The sequence below is a fragment of the Sphingobium limneticum genome, from assembly GCF_008710165.1.
Classification (GTDB): Bacteria; Pseudomonadota; Alphaproteobacteria; order Sphingomonadales; family Sphingomonadaceae; genus Sphingobium; species Sphingobium limneticum.
Map to the genome: position 1 here is coordinate 412,578 of NZ_VYQA01000002.1, position 22,540 is coordinate 435,117.

A 22,540-nucleotide genomic window follows, 5' to 3' on the forward strand; every position below is an offset into this window, starting at 1 on the left:
AGTTTCCGAACGTTCATGGCTGCGCGATGCGATCGTAGAGGTCAGCCCATTCCGGATTGAACCCCTCAATCTCCCGCAACTTCCAGGCCCGCTTCCATTCCTTCATCTGCCGCTCGCGAAGCCTGGCGGCTTCCCGGTTGTCATGGACCTCGTACCAGACGAGCAGATGACATTCATATTTCCTTGTGAACCCTGGAACCACGCTGTTGCGATGTTCCCAAACTCGTCTGGGAAGCTCGACGGTGGAGCCGATATAGATCGTGCCGTCCCGCCGATTTGCCATGATGTAAACGAAAGCCTGGCTTTCCATCACGGGCACTTCCCGTCTGGATCCCGGCCTGCGCCGGGGTGGTTCACTATTCCTTGATCACGCCAGCGAGGGGTCGATGCCCTTGCACGCTTCCAGCAGTTCCTTCACCGCGTCGACCGACACCTGAAGGTTCGCCTTGGCTTCGTCGTTCAGGTCGATCTCGATGACCTGCTCCACGCCGTCCTTGCCGATAATGACCGGCACGCCGACATAGAGATTGTCGATGCCATACTGGCCGGTCAGGTTCGCGGCGGCGGGCAGCAGGCGCTTCTTGTCGCCCAGATAGGATTCAGCCATGGCGATCGCGCTGGTGGCGGGCGCATAGAAGGCCGAACCGGTCTTGAGCAGCGCGACGATCTCGCCACCGCCCGAACGGGTACGCGCGACGATGGCGTCGATGCGCTCCTGGGTCGAACGGCCCTGCTTGATCAGGTCGGGAACGGGGATGCCGGCAACGGTCGAATATTCGATGACCGGAACCATCGTGTCGCCATGGCCGCCCAGAACGAAGCTGGTGACGTCCTTGGCCGACACCTGGAATTCTTCGGCCAGAAAGTGGTTGAAGCGCGAGCTGTCGAGCACGCCGGCCATGCCGACGACCTTGTTGTGCGGCAGGCCCGAAAATTCGCGCAACGCCCACACCATGGCATCCAGCGGGTTGGTGATGCAGATGACGAAAGCGTCGGGGGCGTTGGCGGCGATGCCTTCGCCCACGGCCTTCATGACCTTGAGGTTGATGCCCAGCAGATCGTCGCGGCTCATGCCCGGCTTGCGCGCCACGCCGGCGGTGACGATGATGACGTCCGCGCCCGCGATGTCGGCATAATCGTTCGAACCGGTGATCTTCGCGTCGAAGCCTTCGACCGAAGCGCATTGCGACAGATCGAGCGCCTTGCCCTGCGGCACGCCCTCAACGACGTCGAACAGGACGATATCGCCCAGACCCTTGAGCGCCGCCAGGTGCGCCAATGTGCCGCCGATATTGCCTGCGCCGATAAGCGCGATCTTGTTACGGGCCATATGCAATCATCCTCCAAGTCTTGACTACTGGAATTGCTGGTTCGCCTACGCCCTTCGAACAGGGGTTTCAACGGCGAAATCCTTGAAAGGCAAATTATCTTTGCAATTCGTTCGCAGTTGCATTAAGACCGATTCACACCCTGTCGCTGAGGGCTTCTACCCTGGTCCTCAGCCTTCCCTGCAGAGGTATCCTGTCGGGTGCCATCGTGATCGACGGCACCCGACCTGTTTTTCCACTATAAGATTGCGTCCTGATGAACGGCGCGCACGACATGGGACAGGCGGATTCCGCCCGGCGATGAGTCGATTGCTGCGTGGGATTTGTGGGGCAAGCGCCCGGCCGCTTATTTCGGCCCGTGGCCGAGCGCCAGATAATCGTCCGACTGCATTTCCATGAGGCGCGACACGGTCCGCTCGAATTCGAACGCGCCGTCGCCTTCGGGATAGAGGCGCATCGGCTCGGCATCGGCGGACGCCAGCAGCTTCACCTTATATTCGTAGAGCGAGTCGATCAGCGTCACGAAGCGCGCGGCCTCGTTGCGCTTTTCCGGCCCCAGAACGGGGATGCCCACGATGATGACCGTATGATATTTACGCGCGATCGCCAGATAGTCCGGCGCGCCCCGCGCTTCGGCACATAGCCGCTTGAAGGAGAAGACGGCGACGCCCTTCAGGCTCTTGGGCACATGCATGGTGCGCCCGCCCTGCACCACCAGTTCCTCCGACGGCACCTTCGCCCGATCCTCGACCGAAAAGTCGGTCAGGCGGAAGAAGGCGTCGGACAGGGCCTTCGTCGCGTCCGGTCCGTTGGGGCAATGCCACAAGGTCGCGTCGCCCAGGCGGTCGCGCCGATAATCCACCGGCCCGTTCAACGTCATCACATCCAGCTTCACCTTTATGAGGTCGATGAAGGGCAGGAAGAGCTGACGGTTGAGGCCGTTCTTGTAGAGTTCGTCCGGTTCGCGATTCGACGTGGTGACGATCGTCACCCGCTTTTCCAGCAATCCGGTGAACAGGCGCGACATGATCGCCGCGTCGGCCATATTGTTGACGACCATCTCGTCAAAACAAAGCAGCCGCGCCTCGTCCGCCAGCGATTCGACCACCGGCGGAATCGGGTCGCCCGTCTCCGACTTGCGCGCCTGTGCCAGGCGGGCATGCACGTCGAGCATGAATTCGTGGAAATGGGCGCGCTTCTTGCGCTGGACATGCACCGTGTCGAAGAACAGGTCCATCAGCATCGATTTGCCGCGCCCTACCCCGCCCCACATATAAAGGCCGCGTGGCGGTTCCGGCGGCTTGCGCAGCAATTTCCACAGGGTCGATCCGCGCGCCGGCGCGGCTTCCAGTTCCTGCTGCAATCGGTCGAGTCGCTCGGCCGCGGCCCGCTGGTCCGGATCGGGCCGCAATTCGCCGGCCTGCACCAGCGCATCATAGCGGGCGATCACGCTGGTCATCTGGGCAATGAAGGCTTGCGTACGGTAGCGGTGGAGGCCGCGACCGGCTGACCATCCTGGATGATGAGCATGCGCAGGAAGAAGAGCCGCCCGGTTTCGCGCAGCACTTCGACCTCCGCAAACAGATCCGGCCCGACCTTGCCGGAACCGAGATATTGCATGGTGAGGTCGATGGTCACGCCATTGATCTGACCCTTATGCCCCATCGCCCACAGGCCGCCGAAATAGGCATGGTCGGCAAAGGCGGCGAGGAAACCGCCATGCAGCGTATCGAGTCGGTTGCGATGGCTGGACCGCGTTTCCAACCCCACCAGTGCCTTGGTCGCCGTTTCGGCGCGCATATAACCGCGGCCGATCGCCTGAAGGAAGGTGTCGGGATGCGGGTCGGACCATGCGGCCCAGCCCGCCCATTTCCCTTCGGTCAGCGGCTGACCGCCTGCAACGCCGTCGCTTGCCAAGTTACAGCTGCCGTTCGACCATCATCTTCTTGGTTTCGGCGATCGCCTTGGCCGGCGAAAGGCCCTTGGGGCAGACATTCGCGCAGTTCATGATGGTGTGGCAACGGTACAGGCGGAACGGATCTTCCAGATCGTCCAGACGCTCACCGGTATATTCGTCGCGGCTGTCGGCCAACCAGCGATAGGCCTGAAGCAGGATCGCCGGGCCCAGGAACTTGTCGCTGTTCCACCAATAGGACGGGCAGCTGGTCGAGCAGCAGGCGCACAGAATGCACTCATACAGGCCGTCCAGCTTTTCGCGATCGGCGGGCGACTGGAGCCGCTCCTTGCCCGACGGCGGAGGCGACACGGTCTTCAGCCAGGGCTGGATCGAGTTATACTGGGCGTAGAAATGGGTGAAGTCCGGCACCAGATCCTTGATGACGTCCATGTGCGGCAGCGGCGTGATCTTCACATCCTTGCCGGCGCATTCGTCGATCGCGGTGGTGCAGGCGAGGCCATTGCGGCCGTTCATGTTCATCGAACAGGAACCGCAAATGCCTTCGCGGCACGACCGGCGGAAGGTCAGCGTGGGATCATATTCATTCTTGATCTTCAGCAGCGCGTCCAGAACCATCGGGCCGCAGCTGTCCAGATCGATCTCGAACGTGTCGTAACGCGGATTCTGGCCGGAGTCGGGATCGTAGCGATAGACTTTGAAGCTGCGGACATTGGTCGCGCCGGCGGGCGCGGGATGGGTCACGCCCTTGCCGCTGATCTTGCTGTTCTTGGGCAACGCAAATTCGGCCATCGCTCGTCGAGCCTCTTCGAAAGATGTCTGTTAGTTGGGGGTCCGCATAACGAAAATTCCGCAAAGGTCCAGCACTGAGGACCATGAATCTGCCCGCAAGCCCTTGTTGCAAATGGCTTGCAATTATCAACGCCGCTTCTTGCGTCTGTGGCCAGCCACGTTAGGGCAGCGGCAAGATCATATTCCAGTCGCCCCCGTCATGGTCCATATTGTTCCCCGGCGCAGGCCGGGGAACGCACATATATCCATTGAGGCCTTTTCTTGCCGACCGACATCGCCTTTCTTGCCATCGCCGAAGCGCAGCAGCTCTACCACTGGCTGCCCGCCGCGCTGGAACTGGCGCGACGGCCCGACGTGCGGGTCAGCATCCTGTCCCCTTCGGACCAGATATTGGCGCTGGTCGAAAGCTATGATCCCACCGGCAGCCTCCGCCGGGTCCGCCTGCGCCGCCCACCCTCGCGCCCCGACTCGCTGTTCCGCCAGCCCTCGCGGCTCGCGACTCTGCTCCTCAACTATCCCACCATCGCCCGCTTCCCGACTTTGGTGACGACCGAGATCAGCAGCGCCTGGCTGCGCCGCGTGCCGGGGTTTCGCTCGCGTCTCATCCTCATCAAACATGGCGCGGGCGACCGAGAGGGCGGCTATAAGAAACGCCATCGCGACTTCGACCTGACGCTGGTGGCGGGCGAGAAGGATCGCCGCCGCATGATCGACCGGGGCCTTTGCACGGCGGAAACGGTCGCTGTCGGCGGCTATCCCAAATTCGATTTGAAGGCCGATCGCCAACGCTTCTTCCCCGACGACAAGCCGGTGCTGCTCTATAATCCACATTTCGATCCGGCCCTGTCGTCCTGGATCAACCATGGGCCGGCGATGCTAGCGGCGCTGGAGTCGCTGACGGACTGGAACGTCATCATCGCCCCGCACACGAAGCTGGCGATAAAAGCGCCGCCGATCGTCAGTAGCGCCCCCCATATCCGCGTCGACATGGGCAGCCGCCATTCGATCGATATGAGCTATACGATGAGCGCGGACGTCTATCTGGGCGACGTGTCGAGCCAGGTATATGAATTTCTCATCCAGCCGCGCCCCTGTATCTTCCTCAATCTCGACCATCGCGATGCGTCGGGGGACGCCTTTGCCCATTGGAAACTGGGTCAGGTGATCGAACGCGCCGACGCCCTTCCGCAAGCGCTCGCCCGCGCGAACGACTTGCAACCCGGCTTCGTTGCTGCTCAGGAAGCGGCTATGCAGCAGTCCATCGACCTGTCCCCGGTCCCCGCCTCGCAAAGGCAGGCGGACCTCATCCTGAATTTCGCGAAGAAGGGCGTATGAGCCAGACGATCACCACCACCCTTGGCCCGGTCCGCCTGATCGGCGACAATGCGACGCCGATCTGGGGCATGTCCAATGCCGAGCGCAACCGGCGCATGGCGGAAAGCGCGGCCAAGAATGGCAGCGCGCTCGCGCCGGGGCATGAGCTGCTGTTCAACCTCACCTACGCCTTCGATCCGCTGCTGTTGCGGCTCGTGCTGGAGACGCCGGGCACCTTGTTCGTGTGGGGCGGCACGCCGATCGTTGGGCAGGTGGCGCAGGGCACCGATCCGCTGACGGCGCCGCATGTGATCGACCTGTCGGACGGCCGCAAACTCTATAACCGCCAGCTGCGCAAGCTGGAGCAGCCGATGGTGCGGGAACTCACCCCCGCATCCCGGCGGCAGATCGAGCGTCGCAGCTATTTCGGCGCGTACAAGGGCGTGACCGACGTCCTGACCAAATATCTGTGGCCCGAACTGGCGCTGATCCTGACCCGCATCGCCGCGCAGCTGCGCATGACGCCCAACATGGTGTCGGTGATCGGCGTGACCCTGTGCCTCGTCGCGACCTTCCTGTTTGCCAAGGGGCTGTTCTGGACCGGATTCCTGTGCGGTTTCATCTTCATGGTGCTGGACACGGTGGACGGGAAGCTGGCCCGCTGCACCATCACCTCGTCCAAATGGGGTAATGTGATCGACCATGGCGTCGACCTCGTCCACCCGCCCTTCTGGTGGTATTTCTGGGGCACGGGGCTGGTCTATTGGGGCCTTGGCCTGTCGGGCGGCACCTTCGCCTTCATCATGACGGCCGTGATCGCGGGCTATGTGCTGCAACGGCTGATCGAGGGGATGTTCCTTAAGGACTTCAAGATGGACATCCATGTCTGGCGCCCATTCGACAGCCAGTTTCGCCTCATCACGGCGCGGCGCAACCCGAACATGGTGATCCTGTTCGTCGCGCTGCTGTTCGGCCGTCCCGATATTGGCCTGATCGCGCTGGCATGGTGGACGATCATTTCGCTGGTCGTCCATGCCGTGCGACTGGCGCAGGCCTATGGGCAGGCGCGGTCGGGCAAGCCGATCGTCAGCTGGATGGACGAAGCGGAAGCGGCGCTGTGAACGCCACGATCGAGAAGTTCGGCTGGCCCGCTACGTTGATCGCGGAGTTCGAGCACTGGGTTGTGCTGCTGCGCCCGGCCCAGCCGACGCTGGGGTCGGTGGTTCTGGCCGCCAAGAGCGACGCGACGGCATTTGGCGATTTGCCGGCGGAAGCGCATGCGGAGTTGAAGACCGTCACGACGGCGATCGAGGCAGCGCTGGGCAAGGCGGTGGACTATGCGCGCATCAACTATCTGATGCTGATGATGGTCGACCCCCACGTCCATTTCCACGTCCTGCCCCGCTATGAAGGGACACGCAGCGCGGCCGGCGTGACGGTGGCGGATGCAGGCTGGCCGGGTCAGCCCGATCTGGGCGCGGCGGTGAAGCTGGACAGCGAGTTGGACAGCTTACGGGATTGGTTGAAGGGCTATTTCGCCTGAAATCCTCTCCCTTTGGGGGAGAGGGATGCGCAGATTTGGCCGCTTGCTGCTCAACCTGTGGCTTTCCGTTCCCCGGCGCAGGCCGGGGTCCAGGTCCGTGCTCTGAACTGGACCCCGGCCTGCGCCGGGGAACGGGTCATATGCGCGCCTTTACTGGGGTGACGAGAAGGTGCGCTGTCCTACACCGGCACCATTTGCTATCATGACCCCGCTCGCAATAATCGGTCCGCAATAGGACATGAAATTGCGCGGTGAGCGGGAAATGTGCGAAGCTAAGCGCGCGAAACCCTATTTCGCGTAGCGTCCCTCGGCCACCCACTTCGCCGTCAAGGCGTTCGCCGCCTCGACATCCTGCGGAAAATCGACCTCCTGCCAGTCCAGCCCGTCGATCGAGACGGTGCCGACGCGATTGCCCTTGGCGATGATGTCGATGGCGCGCAGATACCAGCGCTCGACGCCCTCGGGCGTGCGCATCATCTGTTCGATCTGGTTGCGGAAGATGGCCGGGCCTTCGCCGGTGAAGGCCAGCATGCCGATCGATTCGGCATTGGTGTCGGGGGGCAGCAGCCGCTTGCCGATATGGTGCAGGCGGCCGGTCGCATCCCGGTTCACCTTCATGTCGTCATCATCATAGTCGCCGTCCGCCTTGATATCGACGGTGACGGTGATGGCATCCTGCGCGCCGTTCACCAGTTTCGCGACGATCTCGTCGGAAATGATGGTGTCGCCGTTCAGGATGATGAAGTCCCGGTCCATCTCCTCCCGCACGATCCAGCAGGTGCCAAGGTTGTCGGCGACCTGGAAAAAGGGGTTGAAGACGGTGCGGATGCGCGCGCCGGTGTCGCGATAGAGTTGCAGCGCATGATCCTCCACCCGTTCGGTGCGGAAGCCGGTGACGACGACGATGTCGGTCACGCCATTGGCCACCAGCGCTGCGACCTGCCAGCTGATGAGGCTGCGGCCGTTGAAGTCGATCATGCACTTGGGCACGTCGCGGGTCAGCGGAAGAAGGCGCGAGCCTTGGCCGGCGGAGAGGATGATGGCTTTGCTGATCGTCATGACCGCGCTTTAGAAGCCAATTTGGCCGAAAAAAAGGCGGCATTTGCACTCGATCTTTCGCTCGCCTAAAGGCCCCCTTGAAAGAACCGTTCGGGCTGAGCCTGTCGAAGCCCTGCTTTTTCTCTTCCGCGCCGGAAGAAAGTGCGGCCCTTCGACAGGCTCAGGGCGAACGGATTTTCCGGCACGAGGCAAGGACCGGCAGTCCATATGATGTTCAAGCGCGGATCGGGAGCCGCTGGCGACGGGTTCGCCCGTATCCTGGCCAATACCGGCTGGCTGCTGGGCGGCAAGGGCGTGGGCGCGGTGCTCAGCCTCGCCTATCTGGCCATCGTGACCCGCACGCTGGGGGTGGAGGATTTCGGCCGTTTCGCGCTGGTGCTGAGCGCCGCCAACGTCATCAAGACGCTGGTGAGTTTCGACAGCTGGCAGATCGTCGTGCGCTATGGCCAGCCGCATCTGGCGAGCGGGAATGGCGATGCGCTCAATCGCGTGCTGCGTTTCTGCATCCTGATCGACCTTGGCTCTGCACTCGCGGGCGGGCTGATCGCCGCCGCCATCATCCTGCTATTCGGCAATCTGCTGGAAATCGGGCCGGACATGGGGTGGCAGGTCTGGGCCTTCTGCATGGTGATGATGATCACCATCCGGTCCAGCCCGACCGGCGTGCTGCGCCTGTTCGACAGGTTCGATTCGGCCGCCTTCGCCGAAACCATGATCCCGGTCGGCCGCATGATCGGCGCGGGCGTGGCGCTGGCGATGATGCCGAACATCAGCGGATTCCTGATCGCCTGGGCCTTTGCCGAACTGCTCTGCGCCTTGAGCTACTGGCAATTGGCACTCAAGGTCGGGCGCGGGCGGATCGGCAGCTGGTGCGCGGGACGGGCATTGGACGCGCGGACGGAAAATCCCGGCATCATCGGCTTCCTGACCGCCACCAACTTGCAAACCAGCCTGTCGTCCATCGGCCAGCAGGTCGCGGTGCTGATCGTGGGCGCCTTTGTCGGGCCGACCGGCGCGGGCCTCTATCGCCTCGCCAACCAACTCGCCAATTCGCTGACCAAGATCAGCAGTCTCCTTTCGCGCAGCATCTTCGTCGAACTGTCGCGCACCAGCAGCCATGGGAAAGAAGCACTGAGCGCGCTGTTCCGCCGCACCAACAGGCTGGCGCTGGTGGCGGGCGCGGTGATCATCGGCCTGATCGTCACCATCGGCCATCCGCTGCTGGGGCTGATCGCGGGCAAGGATTTCCTGCCGGCCTATCCGCTGCTGCTGATGCTGGGGGTGGCGGCCTGCATCGACCTGATCGGGGTCAGCTATCGCCCGCTGCTGATGGCGACCGACCGGGCCGGCCTGTCGTTGCGCATCACCTTCGTATCGACGCTGTTGCTGCTGGCCCTGCAATCGGCGTTGCTGCCGCTGTACAGCACGAAGGGCGCGGCGATGGCCAATATCGCCGCGTCGCTCGCCGGATTTGCGATGATGGGGCTGGCCAGCCGCCGCGCGATGCGGGACTGATCGGAAGCAGCGTCGCTTATTCAGCCTCTTCGACCGCGGCGCCGGGGCCGTTCTTCAGCACCGATTCGATCGCATTTTTCGCGCCGGCCTTGCTGGCCCAGAAGATCGTTTCGCTATTATATTTGAACTTGGCGACGAACTCGCCGGCCTTGTTCTTCTCGATCACGAACTTGTGCGCCATGGGACATCTCCAGACTCGTTGCGTCAGCGAAATCGCGTCGGAGAATAGGGGCGCGAATCGAGCTTGGCAATGGCGGCGGGCGGCGCATTGCCGGTGATGAGCGCGGCCCCTAGCAGCGCTGCTGCGGGCGATGTCTGGATGCCGAAACCGCCCTGCCCCGCGAACCAGAAAAAGCCCGGACTATCGGGATCGAAGCCATAGACCGGCGCGCGATCGGGCGCGAAGCTGCGCAGGCCCGCCCATTTATGCTCGACCGCCGCGATCGGCCAGTCGACCGCCTGCTGAAACAAGGCGATCGCCTGCGCCACGGCCAGCTCTTCGGGCGCGGCGTCGCAGGGCGGCGACGGCACCTCGTCATGCGGGGTCAGCCACACGCGGTCGCGCCCTTCCGGCTTGAAATAGAAGCGGGAGCGCAGGTCCATCAGGCGCGGCAGATCGGGTGAGGACAGGCCGGGGATATGCAATTGCACCACCGTGCGCCGCAGCGGCGTGATGCCGATCGGCCGTACGCCGCAGGCCGTCGCGACCTGATCCGCCCAGGCACCGGCCGCATTGACCAGCAAGCCGCAATGGATGATCTCCGCCCCGCTATCGACCTGCCAGCCACCGCCTTCGGAACGGGCCGCGTTCAGACGCGTCGCCAGCCTGATTTCCCCGCCCAACCGGCGGAAGCGGCGCAGATGGGCCTGATGCAGCGCCGCGACATCAATATCCTGGCAGCTTTCCTCCAGCACGCCGATCGTCCAGTCCGGCCGCAGCCCCGGCATCAACGATGCGGGATCGACGGCGCGCAGATCGACCTTACCGGCAAACCCATCCATCAAAGCGTCGCGCCAGGGCGCATCCTCCGCCCGGCCGACATGAAGCGCGCGGCGTGGCGACAGGAAGCTGCGGTCGTGGAAGTCGGGATCGGGATTCGTCAGATACGGGCCTGACGCGGTCGTCAGCGGCTGGACCAGCGGACCACCATAGGTTTCTTCCCAAAAGGCAACCGAGCGGCCGGTGGCATGATAGCCCGCGCTATCCTCCATCTCCAATATCAGCACGCTGGCATGGGCGGCCAGCTGCGCGCCAAGGCTGGCGCCGGCCATGCCGCCGCCCACGATCACGATATCGGGATGATTCAACGGCCCATTCCGCCTCAAGCAGTCTCGTCCAGGAAAGCGTCGATCCGGGCCAGGGCATCGAGCCGGACCGGGTCCAGTTCGCGCAATATTTCATGCGCGGCTTCCGGCCCATAGACATGCAGCCGCGCCGTCGCAATGCGCGCCGCGACCCGCCGGATGGCGGGCGTGGAAACCAGCTGATCCACCGCCGTCGCCAGGATCAGCATCGGCGTGGCTATGCGTGCGACCGCGTCCGACCGTTCCAGCGCCCGTGTCGATTCCAGCGCCTGCAATACCCAGGTCCAGCTGGGCGGTCCCAGTGCGATCTCCCGGCTATGGTCGCGCCACCAGATTTCGTCGGCATAACGGTCCGGATCGTGCGTCAGCCGCTTTTGCCGCATCTTGCGCTGCCGTTCCGACTGTTCCTTCTGCGTCCAGGCGCGGTCCTCGCCATGGCCGCTGCGCACCATCGCACGGGCGATTCCCACCGCCAGCCAGCGCGGCAGCGAGGCGGTATGGACGCCCAGCATCGGCGCCACCACGGCGGCGGCATCCGGCGGGGTCATCCCCTCCGCCAGCGCGCGGACCAGCATATGACCGCCCATGGAGTGCGCCACCATTGTGGTCGGCCCCTCCCCCTCCGCGCGCCAGTCGGCGGACAGCGCATTAAGGTCCGCGATCCAGTCGGCAAAGTCGCCAATATGGCCGCATAGCGGATCGTCGGTCAGCCGGCCCGATCCCCCCTGCCCGCGCCAATCGAAGCTGGTCACGGCCCAGCCGCGCGACGCCCAGTGATGGATGACCTCCAGATATTTTTCGATCATGTCGCCGCGCCCGCCCAGCACCAGCATGCGGCCACGCGCACCCGACCCCAATCGATAGCGGCGGACGGGCCAGCCGTCGGGCGCGTGCCAATAATCCAGCCGCCCGCCCATCGGCCAGGCGCGCCGGTCGAAAGCGGCTGTAGGAAAGTCGGGTGAATCCATCGCCCGATGGTTACCCTTTGGTAAGCCATATGGTCTAGGGCCTAAGCCCCATGACGGGGGAATTTTTCCAGATAGCGCTGATCGGCGCCTTGAGCGCGCTGCTGATTGCGGCGGCGATCACCGATTTGCGATCCCGCATCATTTCCAATCGGTTGAATCTGGCCGTCGCGGCGCTCGCCCCCCTGTGGTGGCTGGCCTGCGGATTGGAGCCCTGGCCCGGCATGGCCGTGCAGCTGCTGGTCGGCGCCATCGTCTTCACCCTGTTCGCCGCGCTCTTTGCGGCCGGGATGATGGGCGGCGGCGACGTCAAGCTGCTCGGCGCGCTGGCGCTGTGGTTCCCATGGCAGGCCGTGCTGTCCCTGATCGTCCTGATGGCGATGCTGGGCGGGCTGGTCACCATCGTCACGGTCATCCACCACCGGATGAGCAAAAAGCCGGGGCAACCCGAAATACCCTATGGCGTCGCCATCTCCATCTCAGCCCTTTGGTTGCTTGGCGAACGATATCTTAACCATTTTGCGTGATGAGTGGGGCACTGGGGGCAGTGCACCCATTTGAGGGAGGCGAATTTCGTCATGGATGCTAAGAAGATCGTGCTGCTGGTGGGGGCGCTTATCATAGCGGTCACTACAGCCTTGCTTGCGCGCAGCATGTTGAGTTCGTCGAGCACGCCGCAGGTCACCGCCGCAAACATGCCGGTCGAAGCCGACCAGCCGCACGTTCTGGTCGCGACCAAGGCCCTGCCCGTGGGCACCATCCTGGACGCGGAAAGCTTTCGGTTTCAGCCCTGGCCCAAGGATCTGATCGAGCAGGCCTATTATCTGCGCGGTCAGGCCGATCCTGCCAAGCTGGCCGGCAGCGTCGTGCGCAGCGCCATCACCGCAGGGCAGCCGCTGACCCAGGGCGCCATCGTCAAGCCCGGCGATCGCGGTTTCCTGGCCGCAGCCCTCGGCCCGGGCATGCGCGCCGTGACGGTGCCGGTGTCGGCGCAAAGTTCGGTCGCCGGCTTCGTCTTTCCGGGCGACCGCATCGACCTTGTCCTGACCCAGAGCGTCAATGGCGGGGGTGACGGCGATCCGCTGAAGGTATCCGAAACGATCCTGCGCAACCTGCGCGTGCTCGCCACCGACCAGCGCATGGATGCGATGGGCGCCGACGGCAAGCCCGAGGTTCGCACCTATTCCAACGTCACGATCGAAGTGACGCCCAAGATCGCCGAAAAGATCGCCGTGTCGCAGACCATCGGGTCGCTTTCCATGTCGCTCCGCTCCATTGCCGACAATGCGTCGGATCTGGACGCGGCGATCGCGGGCACCGACGTCGATCTGCCCGGCAATGCCAATGCGAACGCCGAAAAGGCGATCATCGCCAAGCTGGCCGCCCGCCCGGTCGATCGCGGTTCCACCTATTCCACCGGCGCCGACGTGTCGCGCTACCAGCGCAGCTCGGTACCCGCCAAGACCGAAGCACCCATGTCAGCAGCCGTCGCCGCCAATGGCGCACCGGCCGGCACCGTCGCCTTCAAAGGCCCGGTGATCCGCGTGGCGCGCGGCACCAACGTGACCGAAGTTCCGGTCGGGGGGAAGTGAGATGAAGAGCCTGCACAATCGCGCCCCGCGCCTTGCCGCTCCGGCAATCGCGCTGGGCCTGGCGGTCGCCGCGATCGCCGCGCCGACCACCGCGCTCAATGCCGCCCCCTCCAGCGCACAGGATAATGCGATCCTGTTGTCGGTGGGTGGCAGCCGGGTCGTCAACCTGACGGCCAAGATGTCCGACGTGGTGATCGCCGATCCCGAAGTCGTCGACGTCCATGTCCGGTCGCAGAACCAGCTTTACCTGATCGCCAAGAAGCCGGGCGAAACCACCGTCTTCGTCACCGCGACCAATGGCAAAGTCCTGTTTTCGGGCACGGTGCGGGTCGGCAACAACCTGACCAGCATCGACGACATGCTCCATTTGGCGATGCCCGGCGCGGAAATTGCGGTCAACAAGATGAACGGCATGATCCTGCTGACCGGCACGATCCAGGCGCCAGAGGATGCAGCGGAGGCCGAACGGCTGACGCAGGCCTTCGTCGGCAAGGACGTAACCGTGGTCAGCCGCCTGCGCATGGCGACACCGCTGCAAGTCATGCTGCAGGTCAAGATCGCCGAAGTCAGCAAGGATATCGGCCACAAGATCGGCATGAATGTGACCGGCCTGGGCACCGGATCGGGCAGCTTCAGCGGCTATTTCAACCGCGCCGATCGCGCTTTCCAGACGAACTCGTCGACGACCGGTGCTGCCAACGACATCACCCGGTCCTGGACGTTCAACAGCCCCACCGATGGGACGACCTCACTCGGCTTCGTCGCCAAATTGCTGGGCATGGATATTGCCGCTGCGCTGGACCTTGCCGAATCGAGTGGCCTCGCCACCACCTTGGCCCAGCCCAACCTGACGTCCCTGTCGGGCGAAACCGCCAGCTTCCTGGCCGGCGGCGAATATCCCTACACGGTCAACAACGGCGCCAACAACGGCAACAGCATCGAATTCAAGCAATATGGCGTGCAGTTGGCGTTCACGCCGACGGTGTTGGCCGACGGGCGCATTTCGCTGCGCGTCAGGCCGACCGTGTCCAGCCTGGACTTCACGGTCAATTCGTCCGTGCCCGCGCTCAAGAGCCGCACCGCCGAAACGACGGTGGAACTGGGTTCGGGGCAGGCCTTCATGATCGCCGGCCTGCTGAACAGCCAAACCGGCAACACGGTGAACAAGGTGCCGGGCCTTGGCGATATTCCGATCCTGGGCAGCCTGTTCAAGTCGCGCTCCTTCCAGCGCAACGAAACCGAGCTGGTCATCGTCGTCACGCCCTATCTCGCCAAGCCGATGAATGCTTCCGACGTGCGCCTGCCGACCGATGGCTTCCGCAACGCCACGCAGGCGCAGGGCCTGCTGCTGCAACAGGGCAATGACGGGATCAGCGGCGGCCGCAGCCCCGCACCGGCCCGCGCGCCGGGATCGACGCCCGTGGTACCGGGATCACACGTCTCGGCAGCCGCACCCGGCAAGTCGAACAAGACCGGCGCCGCCGCGCCCGGCTTCAGTTTCTGACGGAAGGACAAAGACATGACCACGCCTCTGTCGCTCAAGGCCCTCGCGGCCATCGCCATGATCGCTTTGCCGGTCACCGCCCATGCCCTTCCCCGGTCGAACCGCAGCGTCGATTCGATCCATCAGCCGGTGGTGAGCCACGCCGCCTATGTCTTCGACGTACAGGCCGGCTCCGGCGGCGGGCTGACGCCGAATGAAGCGATCCGTCTGAACGACTGGTTCGTGTCGATCGGCCTTGGCTATGGCGACAGCATCGCGATCGTCACCGACAGCGGCTATTACAGCCCTGCCCTGCGCGACGATATCGGCGATGTCGTGGCCCGTCGCGGCCTGCTGGTCGCCGAAGACAGTTCGGCAGAGGCCGGCCAGGCACCGACCGGCAGCGTCCGCCTGATCGTGCGTCGCGCCACCGCCAGCGTGCCGGGCTGCCCAGACTGGAGCGCGAAGCAGGAAACCAATGGCGCCTTGGGCGCCGGTTCCAATTTCGGTTGCGGCGTGAACAGCAACTGGGCCGCCATGGTCGCCAATCCGGAAGATCTGGTCCGGGGCCAGGGCACCGACAGCGACCTGCGCACCGTAACGTCGAACCGCGCCATCAGCACCTATCGCGACAAGGCGCCGACCGGCGCCGGCGACCTCAAGCAAATCTCGCCGGGAGGCCAGTAACATGAATGCTCCCTGGAAACCGGGCCTGGGTGGTCATCGCGATCCGTTCCATGCCTTCGTCTGCGACGATCACAGTTTCGACATGCTGCGCGCCGTGTCGGCCGAACTGGGATGGGCGCCGGAAAAGGTGAACAAGGGCGGCATGCGCAATGCCGTGCAGAGCCTGTCCATCACCGCCAGTCCGCAGATATTGTTCGTCGACATGTCCGAAAGCGGCGATCCGCTGAACGACATCAACAGCCTGGCCGAAGTGTGCGAACCGGGCACGGTGGTGATCGCCGCCGGCCAGGTCAACGACGTGCGCCTGTATCGCGATCTGGTGGCCAGCGGCATCCAGGACTATCTGCTCAAGCCATTCGGCGCGGATCAATTGCGTGACGCACTGGCGCAGGCGCAGGCCGTGTTCATGGCCCCGCGTGACGCGGCGCCCGAACGGCCCCATTCGACCATGGCGGTGATCGGCACGCGTGGTGGCGTTGGTGCCTCCAGCATCGCGACATCGCTGTCCTGGCTGCTGTCGGAAAAGAAGAAGCGGCCGACCGCGCTGCTCGACCTGGACGTCCATTTCGGCACCAATGCGCTGGCGATGGATCTGGAGCCGGGCCGCGGCCTGACCGACGCGATCGAAAATCCCAGCCGCATCGACGGCCTGTTCATCGAACGCGCCATGGTGCGGGCGAGCGACACGCTGGCGATCCTGTCGGCCGAAGCACCGATCAGCCAGCCGATGATGAGCGATGGCGGCGCCTTCTACCAGTTGCTGGAAGAATTTCGCCTGGCCTTCGAATGCAGCGTCATCGACCTGCCCCGCAACATGCTGATCCATCATCCGCACCTGATGGCCGACGTGAATGTGACACTGATCGTCACGGAATTGACGCTGGCCGGCGCGCGCGACACGATCCGCATCCTGTCCTGGCTCAAGAGCAATGCGCCGCAGGCCCGCCTGCTGGTGGTCGCCAACCGGGTTCACCCCGGCGCGCCGGAAATCAGCCGCAAGGATTTCGAGCAGTCGATCGAGCGCAAGGTGGACGTCATGGTGCCGTTCGACCTGCGCGTCGCATCGCAGGCGGCAAAGCTGGGCAAGACGCTGGCCGAAACCGCCAAGGGCAGCAAGGTCGGCGCAGCCTGCACCGAAATGCTGAACCAGGTGCTGGGTGCGGCCGATGCCGACCAATTTGACGGCGCGCCCAAGGCCGCCCGCAAGAAGGGCGACTCGCTGCTCGGCAAGATAGATTTCAAGTCGATGATGCCGTCGCGCCGCAAGGACAAGGCGACGCTGGATAATTGATCGCATGCGCCGCCCGGACCGGGCGGCGCGGCTTCCTGAAAGACGGGCGACGAGATGGACGGCAATTTCATCCTGATAACGGTGCTGATCGCGACCCTGCTGGGCGTCGCGGCGGTCGTGTTTGCCGGCCCGTCGCCGGACAAGGCGCGCAAGCGCCGCGTCGCCATGATCCGCGGCCGTCACAGCGAATCGGCCGAAGCGCTGCTGGAAGCCCGCATGCGCCGGGCGATTTCCAACCGCGCGACGGGCACCGAAGCGAAGATGCTGGTCTCGCTGATTCCCAATCCGGAAAATCTGACCAAGCGTCTGAAGATGACCGGCAAGAAATGGACGCTCAGCCAGTATATGACGGCATGCGCCATCACGTTCCTGCTGTTGTCTGCGTTCCTGATGCTGCGCGGTTTCCCGTTCCTGTTTGCCGTAATGTTCGGCTTGGCCGCTGGGCTGGGCCTGCCACATTGGTGGGTGAGCCGACTCATCCGGGGCCGCGTCAACAAATTCACCGTGAAATTCCCGGATGCGCTGGAATTGCTGACCCGCGGCCTGCGATCAGGCCTGCCGATCGCGGAAACGCTGGGTATCGTATCGAGCGAAATTCCAGGGCCGGTGGGTGAAGAATTCAAGCTGATCACCGAACGCATCAAGATCGGCCGCACCATGGAGCAGGCGCTTCAGGAAACGGCGGATCGCCTGGGCACGCCGGAATTCCAGTTCTTCGTCATCACCCTGGCTATCCAGCGCGAAACGGGCGGCAACCTGGCCGAAACGCTGTCGAACCTGGCCACCGTGCTCCGCCAGCGCGCGCAGATGAAGCTGAAGATCCGCGCGATGTCGTCGGAATCCAAGGCGTCGGCCTATATCATCGGCTGCCTGCCCTTTCTGGTCTTCGGCCTGATCAGCTACATCAACTTCAACTATATGAGCCCCTTCTACACGCCGGACCCGTCGGGCATTTTCGGGCTGAGCTTGATGCAGGTCATCGGCATCGGCGGCATGTGCTGGATGGGCATCGGCGTCTTCATCATGGCCCAGATGGTCAATTTCGAAATCTGACGGGCAAGGACAAGAGATCATGGACGCTCCTACCCCCGCAGGCACCTTGTTCGGCCTTACCGCGACCGATTTCGGCACGCTGCTGGCCGCGCTGGCGACGCTTTCCATATTGTTCGCACTCTATGCCGTGATGACGGTGCGCGACCCGATGGCCAAGCGGGTCAAGGCACTGAACGAACGGCGCGAACAGCTCAAGGCCGGCATCACCGCTTCCACCGCCAAACGGCGCGCGAGCCTGGTGCGCAGGAACCAGACGACCGACCATATGCGGTCGTTCCTGTCCAGCCTGAAGGTGTTGCAGGACGACCAGCTGAAGGACGCCCAGATCCGTCTGGCGCAGGCGGGCATCCGGTCGAAGGACTGGGCCGTCGCGGTCATCTTCGGCCGCATGATCCTGCCCATCCTGATCGGTGGTACGGCCGCGATCCTGCTCTATGGCGTGGGCATCGAACCCGAATGGGGGCCGCTCAAGCGCTTCTTCGCCTTCGCCGCAGCGCTGCTGCTGTCGTACAAGGCACCCGACATCTATATCGACAACAAGGTGCAGAAGCGGTCTTCCGCGATCCGCAAGGGGCTGCCCGACGCGCTCGACCTGCTGGTCATCTGCGCCGAGGCCGGCCTGACCGTCGATGCCGCCTTCAACCGGGTAGCGCGCGAGCTGGGCAAGGCCTATCCGGAACTGGGCGACGAGTTTCAGCTGACCGCGATCGAGCTGAGCTTCCTGACCGAACGGCGCATGGCGTTCGAGAACCTCGCGACCCGCGTGAAGCTGGACGCGGTCAAGGGCGTGGTCACGACCATGATCCAGACCGAGAAATACGGCACCCCGCTCGCGTCCGCGCTGCGTGTGCTGTCGGCCGAATTCCGTCATGAACGTATGATGCGCGCCGAAGAAAAGGCCGCGCGCCTGCCCGCGATCATGACCGTACCGCTGATTTTGTTCATTCTGCCGACCCTGTTCGTCGTCATCCTGGGTCCAGCGGCCTGTTCGATCAGCACGGCCTTCTAAAAACTTTGGAGAGGGACCGGCGCTGCCGTAGCGTCGCCCGAAAGATCCGCCCGCCCCGCCATAAAAAGGCGGTGGCGGGCGGCCTTTTTCATGCTTATCTTCATATCAAAGACACGGAGTGGATCGCATGAAATCGACTGTTATCGCCCTTGCAACCCTGACCGCCGCCTTTGCGGCCCTGCCGGCGCAGGCGGCCCAGCCGGTCACCGGCCGCTGGGCCACGGTGGACGGCAAGGCGATCGTCCAGATCGCGCCGTGCGGCAAGCATCTGTGCGGCAAGATCGAGAAGATCGTGAAGCCCACCCCCGGCCGGCCGCAGACCGATATCAAGAACCCCGATCCCGCGCTGCGCTCCAAGCCGCTGGTCGGCCTTGCCCTGCTGTCAGGCTTCGAAGATGACGGCGACCTGTGGAAGGGCACGATCTACGATCCCGAAAGCGGCAAAAGCTATACGTCCAAGGTCAGCCGCAACGCCAATGGCACGCTGAAGGTCCAGGGCTGCATCGCCTTCTTCTGCAAGACGCAGACCTGGACGGCGGTGCGCTGATCCTTACAGCAGGTTAAGCTGCGCCACCGGGGCGAAGCTGCGCCGGTGGAGCGGGGTCGGGCCATGTTCGCGCAGCGCGGCGAGATGCTTGGCGCTGCCATAGCCTTTGTTCGTGTCCCAGCCATAATGCGGATGGTCGGCCGCCGCCGCGATCATCATCCGGTCGCGTTCTTCCTTGGCGAGGATGGAGGCGGCCGCGATCGACAGGCATTTGGCGTCGCCCTCCACGATCGCGGTAGACGCCCAGCGCCATTGGGGGCAGCGATTGCCATCGACCAGCACATGCGCGCAGTCATGGCTCAACGCCTCGACCGCGCGGGTCATGGCCAGCATCGTCGCCCAGAGAATGTTGATCTCGTCGATTTCCGCGACCGTCGCGATGCCCACGCCCCAGCAAAGCGCCCGCGCCTTGATCTCCACCTCCAACCCGGCGCGCTTCTTCGCGCTGAGCTGCTTGGAATCGTTCAGGCCATCGGGGCAATCGTCGGCGCGCAGGATGACGGCGGCGGCCACCACGGGACCGGCCAGCGGTCCCCGCCCCGCTTCATCCACCCCGGCGACCAGGCCGGGACGATGGATCAGTTCGTGGGTGAAGTCAGGCATAAGCGTGAAATCCGAACGGCGCGCCCATGGGGCCATGGCCGCTCCCCAGGCCAGGTGCCAGTGCCAGCGCCTCCCGCACATATTTACGGCCGCGCTCGATCGCCTCGATCAGCTCCAGCCCCTGCCCCAGCCCGGTTGCGATCGCGCTGGCCAAGGTACAACCGGTGCCATGCGTGTGCGGCGTGTCGATCCGGGCATTGCTCCATGCCTTGCGCACGATATCCGGCGCGATCAACCGGTCTGTCAGCATCGGCCCTTCGCCATGCCCGCCCTTGGCCAGCACATGGGTGTTGAAGCGCGCCGCAATCCCCTCTCCACCCAGCGCCGCCAGTTCGGGGATGTTCGGCGTGACGAGGGTGGCGATGGCCATCAGCCTTTCGAACGCCGCGATGGTGGCATCATCCGCCAGCAGGGAACCGCTGGTCGCGACCATCACCGGATCGAAGACGATCGGTACATCGTCCAGTTGCGCCAGTCGATCGGCCACGGCATGGGCGGCTTGCGCGCTGCCGATCATGCCGATCTTCACTGCGTCGACGCCGATGTCGCTGATGCAGCTTTCGATCTGCGCCAGCACCATGTCGGTCGGGATCGGGTGTACGCCCTGCACCCCCAGCGTGTTCTGCGCCGTGATGGCGGTGATGGCGGTCATGCCGAACCCACCCAGCAGCGTCACGGTCTTCAGGTCCGCCTGAATGCCCGCGCCGCCCCCGCTGTCGGAGCCGGCGATGATGAGAATGCGGGCGGGCGTCACTGGCTGGATTTGGCCGTGAAATGCCGCACCGCAGAGGCGGGATTGTCGGCCAGCGCCTTCCCCACGCGAGTCGGGCGGTCCATCAGTTCGCCGCCGCAATTGGGACAGCGATCGTCCAGCGCTTCGGCGCACGGCGCGCAGAAGCTGCATTCGAAGGAACAGATGAACGCGCCGGGCTGATCGGCGGGCAGGTCCGTGCCGCAGCGTTCGCAGTCGGGGCGCATTTCAAGCATAGCAAATTTCCGTTCAGTTCGAGCTTGTCGAGAACCGTTGCGCGTCGGGTTCTCGACAAGCTCGAACCGAACGGAGAGAGAAAGATGTCACGCCGCCGCTTTCTCGACCGCGGCGCAGATGCGGTCCACCACATCCTTCACCTGATCCTCCCGGTCGCCTTCGGCCATGACGCGGATCACCGGTTCGGTGCCGGACGGGCGGATGACGAGGCGGCCGGTGCCGTGCAGTTCCGTTTCCGCCTGCGCGATGACGCGCTTCACATCCTCATGCTCCAGCGGCTTGCCACCGGAAAAGCGGACATTCTTCAGCAATTGCGGCACGGGGTCGAACTGGTGCAGCACTTCGCTGGCCGGCTTGCCGGAGCGGATCAGGGCCGCCAGCACCTGAAGCGCGGCGACCGTGCCGTCGCCGGTGGTGGCGTAATCGGACAGGATCATGTGGCCGGACTGCTCGCCGCCGACATTGAAGCCGCCTTCGCGCATCCGTTCCAGCACATAGCGGTCGCCGACCTTGGTGCGTTCCAGACCGATGCCCTTGGCCGACAGGAAGCGTTCGAGGCCGAGGTTCGACATGATCGTGGCGACCAGTCCGCCGCCGCGCAGCGTGCCTTCCCGCGCGAAATTGGCGGCGATCAGCGCCATGATCTGATCGCCATCGACGATCTTGCCCTGTTCGTCCACGACGATCAGCCGGTCCGCGTCGCCATCCAGCGCGATGCCGATGTCGGCGCCGGAGGACACCACGGTTTCCTGCAACAGCAGCGGCGCGGTGGAGCCGCAACCGTCATTGATGTTGGTGCCGTTGGGCGTGACGCCGACCGCGACGACGGTGGCGCCCAATTCCCACAAGGCGGACGGCGCGACCTGATAGGCGGCGCCATTGGCGCAATCGACCACGATCTTGAGCCCGTCCAGCCGCAGGTCGGCGGGGAAGCTGGACTTGACCGCATGGATGTAGCGACCGCGCGCATCCTCGACCCGGCGGGCGCGGCCGATATCCTTGGACGCGGCGAGCGCGATATCCTGCCCGATCAACGCTTCGATCTTCAACTCATCCTCATCCGACAGCTTGTAGCCGTCGGGGCCGAACAATTTGATGCCATTGTCGAAATAGGGATTGTGGCTGGCGGAGATCATGACGCCCAGATCGGCGCGCATCGAATGGGCGAGCAGCGCGACGGCGGGCGTCGGAATGGGGCCGAACTGCACCACGTCCATGCCCACGGCGGTGAAGCCCGCGACCAGCGCATTTTCGACCATATAGCCCGAAAGCCGCGTATCCTTGCCGATGACGACGCGGTGGCGGTGGCTGCCACGCAGGAAGTGCGTACCTGCCGCCATGCCAACCTTCATCGCCAGCTCAGCGGTCATGGGCCATTGGTTGGTGCGGCCGCGAATGCCGTCGGTGCCGAAATATTGCCTGCTCATGCTCCCTTCCATGCACCGATCAACCCTGCCCCCGCAACCCATTATCCGTTCGTCCTGAGCCAGTCGAAGGACGTGTGCGATGTCGTTGACCTGCGGTCGCCTGCCGGCCCGACAGGCTCAGGAC

Annotated in this window: 25 protein-coding genes; 12 read left to right on the plus strand and 13 right to left on the minus strand. The window is 64.2% G+C overall.

What is annotated here, in order from left to right; translation table 11 throughout:
* Positions 1 to 13: 13 nt before the first annotated feature.
* From F4U95_RS04095 to F4U95_RS04115, 5 genes are all read right to left on the minus strand, one after another.
* Positions 14 to 310, minus strand: coding sequence for a GIY-YIG nuclease family protein (locus F4U95_RS04095; RefSeq protein ID WP_150424780.1), 297 nt, complete (start codon positions 308 to 310; stop codon positions 14 to 16).
* A gap of 57 nt (positions 311 to 367) precedes the next feature.
* Complete coding sequence (gene mdh, locus F4U95_RS04100; protein WP_120249459.1) at positions 368 to 1,330, minus strand: malate dehydrogenase; 963 nt, start codon at positions 1,328 to 1,330, stop codon at positions 368 to 370.
* Between the two features lie 344 nt (positions 1,331 to 1,674).
* The gene (zapE, locus tag F4U95_RS04105) at positions 1,675 to 2,787 is read right to left on the minus strand and encodes a cell division protein ZapE (RefSeq protein WP_150424667.1); all 1,113 of its coding nucleotides are present in this window, start codon (positions 2,785 to 2,787) and stop codon (positions 1,675 to 1,677) included.
* Positions 2,784 to 3,245: a PaaI family thioesterase gene (locus F4U95_RS04110; protein ID WP_150424668.1), complete on the minus strand. Its 462-nt coding sequence runs from the start codon at positions 3,243 to 3,245 to the stop codon at positions 2,784 to 2,786. The genes zapE and F4U95_RS04110 overlap by 4 nt, the downstream gene beginning before the upstream one ends.
* Before the next feature lies 1 nt (position 3,246).
* Positions 3,247 to 4,035: a succinate dehydrogenase iron-sulfur subunit gene (locus tag F4U95_RS04115; RefSeq protein WP_056682788.1), complete on the minus strand. Its 789-nt coding sequence runs from the start codon at positions 4,033 to 4,035 to the stop codon at positions 3,247 to 3,249.
* 261 nt (positions 4,036 to 4,296) lie between these two features.
* On the opposite strand from F4U95_RS04115, the gene F4U95_RS04120 reads away from it, so the two are divergent.
* The 3 genes from F4U95_RS04120 to F4U95_RS04130 are packed head-to-tail and all read left to right on the plus strand — an operon-like array spanning position 4,297 to position 6,892.
* Positions 4,297 to 5,370, plus strand: coding sequence for a CDP-glycerol glycerophosphotransferase family protein (locus F4U95_RS04120; RefSeq protein ID WP_150424669.1), 1,074 nt, complete (start codon positions 4,297 to 4,299; stop codon positions 5,368 to 5,370).
* Positions 5,367 to 6,470, plus strand: a complete 1,104-nt coding sequence (locus F4U95_RS04125) for a CDP-alcohol phosphatidyltransferase family protein (protein ID WP_150424670.1) — start codon at positions 5,367 to 5,369, stop codon at positions 6,468 to 6,470. Before F4U95_RS04120 ends, F4U95_RS04125 begins: the two co-directional genes overlap by 4 nt.
* Entirely contained in the window at positions 6,467 to 6,892 is a 426-nt protein-coding gene (locus tag F4U95_RS04130; RefSeq protein ID WP_150424671.1) for an HIT family protein, read from the plus strand. The genes F4U95_RS04125 and F4U95_RS04130 overlap by 4 nt, the downstream gene beginning before the upstream one ends.
* 288 nt (positions 6,893 to 7,180) lie before the next feature.
* Here the strand turns inward: F4U95_RS04130 and F4U95_RS04135 are convergent, their stop codons facing one another.
* On the minus strand, positions 7,181 to 7,951 hold the full coding sequence (locus F4U95_RS04135) for a phosphocholine cytidylyltransferase family protein (RefSeq protein WP_150424672.1): 771 nt from the start codon (positions 7,949 to 7,951) through the stop codon (positions 7,181 to 7,183).
* A 207-nt stretch (positions 7,952 to 8,158) separates the two neighbouring features.
* Between F4U95_RS04135 and F4U95_RS04140 the strand changes: the two genes are divergently transcribed.
* Positions 8,159 to 9,466 carry a lipopolysaccharide biosynthesis protein gene (locus F4U95_RS04140; protein WP_211363937.1) on the plus strand — a complete coding sequence of 436 codons (1,308 nt, stop codon included), beginning with the start codon at positions 8,159 to 8,161 and terminating at the stop codon, positions 9,464 to 9,466.
* 16 nt (positions 9,467 to 9,482) lie between these two features.
* Here F4U95_RS04140 and F4U95_RS04145 read toward each other — a convergent pair whose 3' ends face one another.
* Genes F4U95_RS04145 through F4U95_RS04155 form a run of 3 tightly spaced genes read right to left on the minus strand, consistent with a single transcriptional unit; the run spans position 9,483 to position 11,739 of the window.
* Positions 9,483 to 9,647, minus strand: coding sequence for a YegP family protein (locus F4U95_RS04145; protein ID WP_150424673.1), 165 nt, complete (start codon positions 9,645 to 9,647; stop codon positions 9,483 to 9,485).
* Positions 9,648 to 9,670: 23 nt separating this feature from the next.
* On the minus strand, positions 9,671 to 10,774 hold the full coding sequence (locus F4U95_RS04150) for an NAD(P)/FAD-dependent oxidoreductase (protein ID WP_150424674.1): 1,104 nt from the start codon (positions 10,772 to 10,774) through the stop codon (positions 9,671 to 9,673).
* A gap of 14 nt (positions 10,775 to 10,788) precedes the next feature.
* Positions 10,789 to 11,739, minus strand: a complete 951-nt coding sequence (locus tag F4U95_RS04155; protein ID WP_150424675.1) for an alpha/beta fold hydrolase — start codon at positions 11,737 to 11,739, stop codon at positions 10,789 to 10,791.
* Positions 11,740 to 11,789: 50 nt separating this feature from the next.
* Here F4U95_RS04155 and F4U95_RS04160 point away from each other — a divergent pair, with 50 nt between their 5' ends.
* The 8 genes from F4U95_RS04160 (at position 11,790) to F4U95_RS04195 (ending at position 19,398) form a co-directional block, all read left to right on the plus strand.
* Positions 11,790 to 12,263, plus strand: a complete 474-nt coding sequence (locus F4U95_RS04160) for an A24 family peptidase (protein WP_120249449.1) — start codon at positions 11,790 to 11,792, stop codon at positions 12,261 to 12,263.
* A 51-nt stretch (positions 12,264 to 12,314) separates the two neighbouring features.
* Positions 12,315 to 13,328 carry a Flp pilus assembly protein CpaB gene (gene cpaB, locus F4U95_RS04165; RefSeq protein WP_150411959.1) on the plus strand — a complete coding sequence of 338 codons (1,014 nt, stop codon included), beginning with the start codon at positions 12,315 to 12,317 and terminating at the stop codon, positions 13,326 to 13,328.
* Between the two features lies 1 nt (position 13,329).
* Positions 13,330 to 14,832: a type II and III secretion system protein family protein gene (locus F4U95_RS04170; RefSeq protein ID WP_120251953.1), complete on the plus strand. Its 1,503-nt coding sequence runs from the start codon at positions 13,330 to 13,332 to the stop codon at positions 14,830 to 14,832.
* Positions 14,833 to 14,847: 15 nt separating this feature from the next.
* Complete coding sequence (locus tag F4U95_RS04175; protein WP_150424676.1) at positions 14,848 to 15,498, plus strand: CpaD family pilus assembly protein; 651 nt, start codon at positions 14,848 to 14,850, stop codon at positions 15,496 to 15,498.
* Between the two features lies 1 nt (position 15,499).
* Complete coding sequence (locus tag F4U95_RS04180; protein WP_150424677.1) at positions 15,500 to 16,789, plus strand: pilus assembly protein CpaE; 1,290 nt, start codon at positions 15,500 to 15,502, stop codon at positions 16,787 to 16,789.
* Between the two features lie 54 nt (positions 16,790 to 16,843).
* Complete coding sequence (locus tag F4U95_RS04185) at positions 16,844 to 17,842, plus strand: type II secretion system F family protein (RefSeq protein ID WP_150424678.1); 999 nt, start codon at positions 16,844 to 16,846, stop codon at positions 17,840 to 17,842.
* Between the two features lie 19 nt (positions 17,843 to 17,861).
* Positions 17,862 to 18,851 (plus strand): type II secretion system F family protein, encoded by a 990-nt coding sequence (locus tag F4U95_RS04190; RefSeq protein WP_120249445.1) that lies wholly within the window; start codon positions 17,862 to 17,864, stop codon positions 18,849 to 18,851.
* A gap of 127 nt (positions 18,852 to 18,978) precedes the next feature.
* Positions 18,979 to 19,398: a DUF2147 domain-containing protein gene (locus F4U95_RS04195; RefSeq protein WP_120249444.1), complete on the plus strand. Its 420-nt coding sequence runs from the start codon at positions 18,979 to 18,981 to the stop codon at positions 19,396 to 19,398.
* 3 nt (positions 19,399 to 19,401) lie between these two features.
* Here F4U95_RS04195 and F4U95_RS04200 read toward each other — a convergent pair whose 3' ends face one another.
* From F4U95_RS04200 to glmM, 4 genes are all read right to left on the minus strand, one after another.
* A complete protein-coding gene (locus tag F4U95_RS04200; RefSeq protein ID WP_150424679.1) occupies positions 19,402 to 20,001 on the minus strand; it encodes a ribonuclease HII in 600 nt (199 codons plus the stop codon).
* On the minus strand, positions 19,994 to 20,755 hold the full coding sequence (gene thiD / locus F4U95_RS04205) for a bifunctional hydroxymethylpyrimidine kinase/phosphomethylpyrimidine kinase (protein ID WP_150424680.1): 762 nt from the start codon (positions 20,753 to 20,755) through the stop codon (positions 19,994 to 19,996). The genes F4U95_RS04200 and thiD overlap by 8 nt, the downstream gene beginning before the upstream one ends.
* A complete protein-coding gene (locus tag F4U95_RS04210) occupies positions 20,752 to 20,988 on the minus strand; it encodes a DUF1272 domain-containing protein (RefSeq protein ID WP_150424681.1) in 237 nt (78 codons plus the stop codon). The genes thiD and F4U95_RS04210 overlap by 4 nt, the downstream gene beginning before the upstream one ends.
* An 87-nt stretch (positions 20,989 to 21,075) precedes the next feature.
* On the minus strand, positions 21,076 to 22,416 hold the full coding sequence (glmM, locus tag F4U95_RS04215) for a phosphoglucosamine mutase (protein ID WP_150424682.1): 1,341 nt from the start codon (positions 22,414 to 22,416) through the stop codon (positions 21,076 to 21,078).
* Between the last annotated feature and the right edge of the window lie 124 nt (positions 22,417 to 22,540).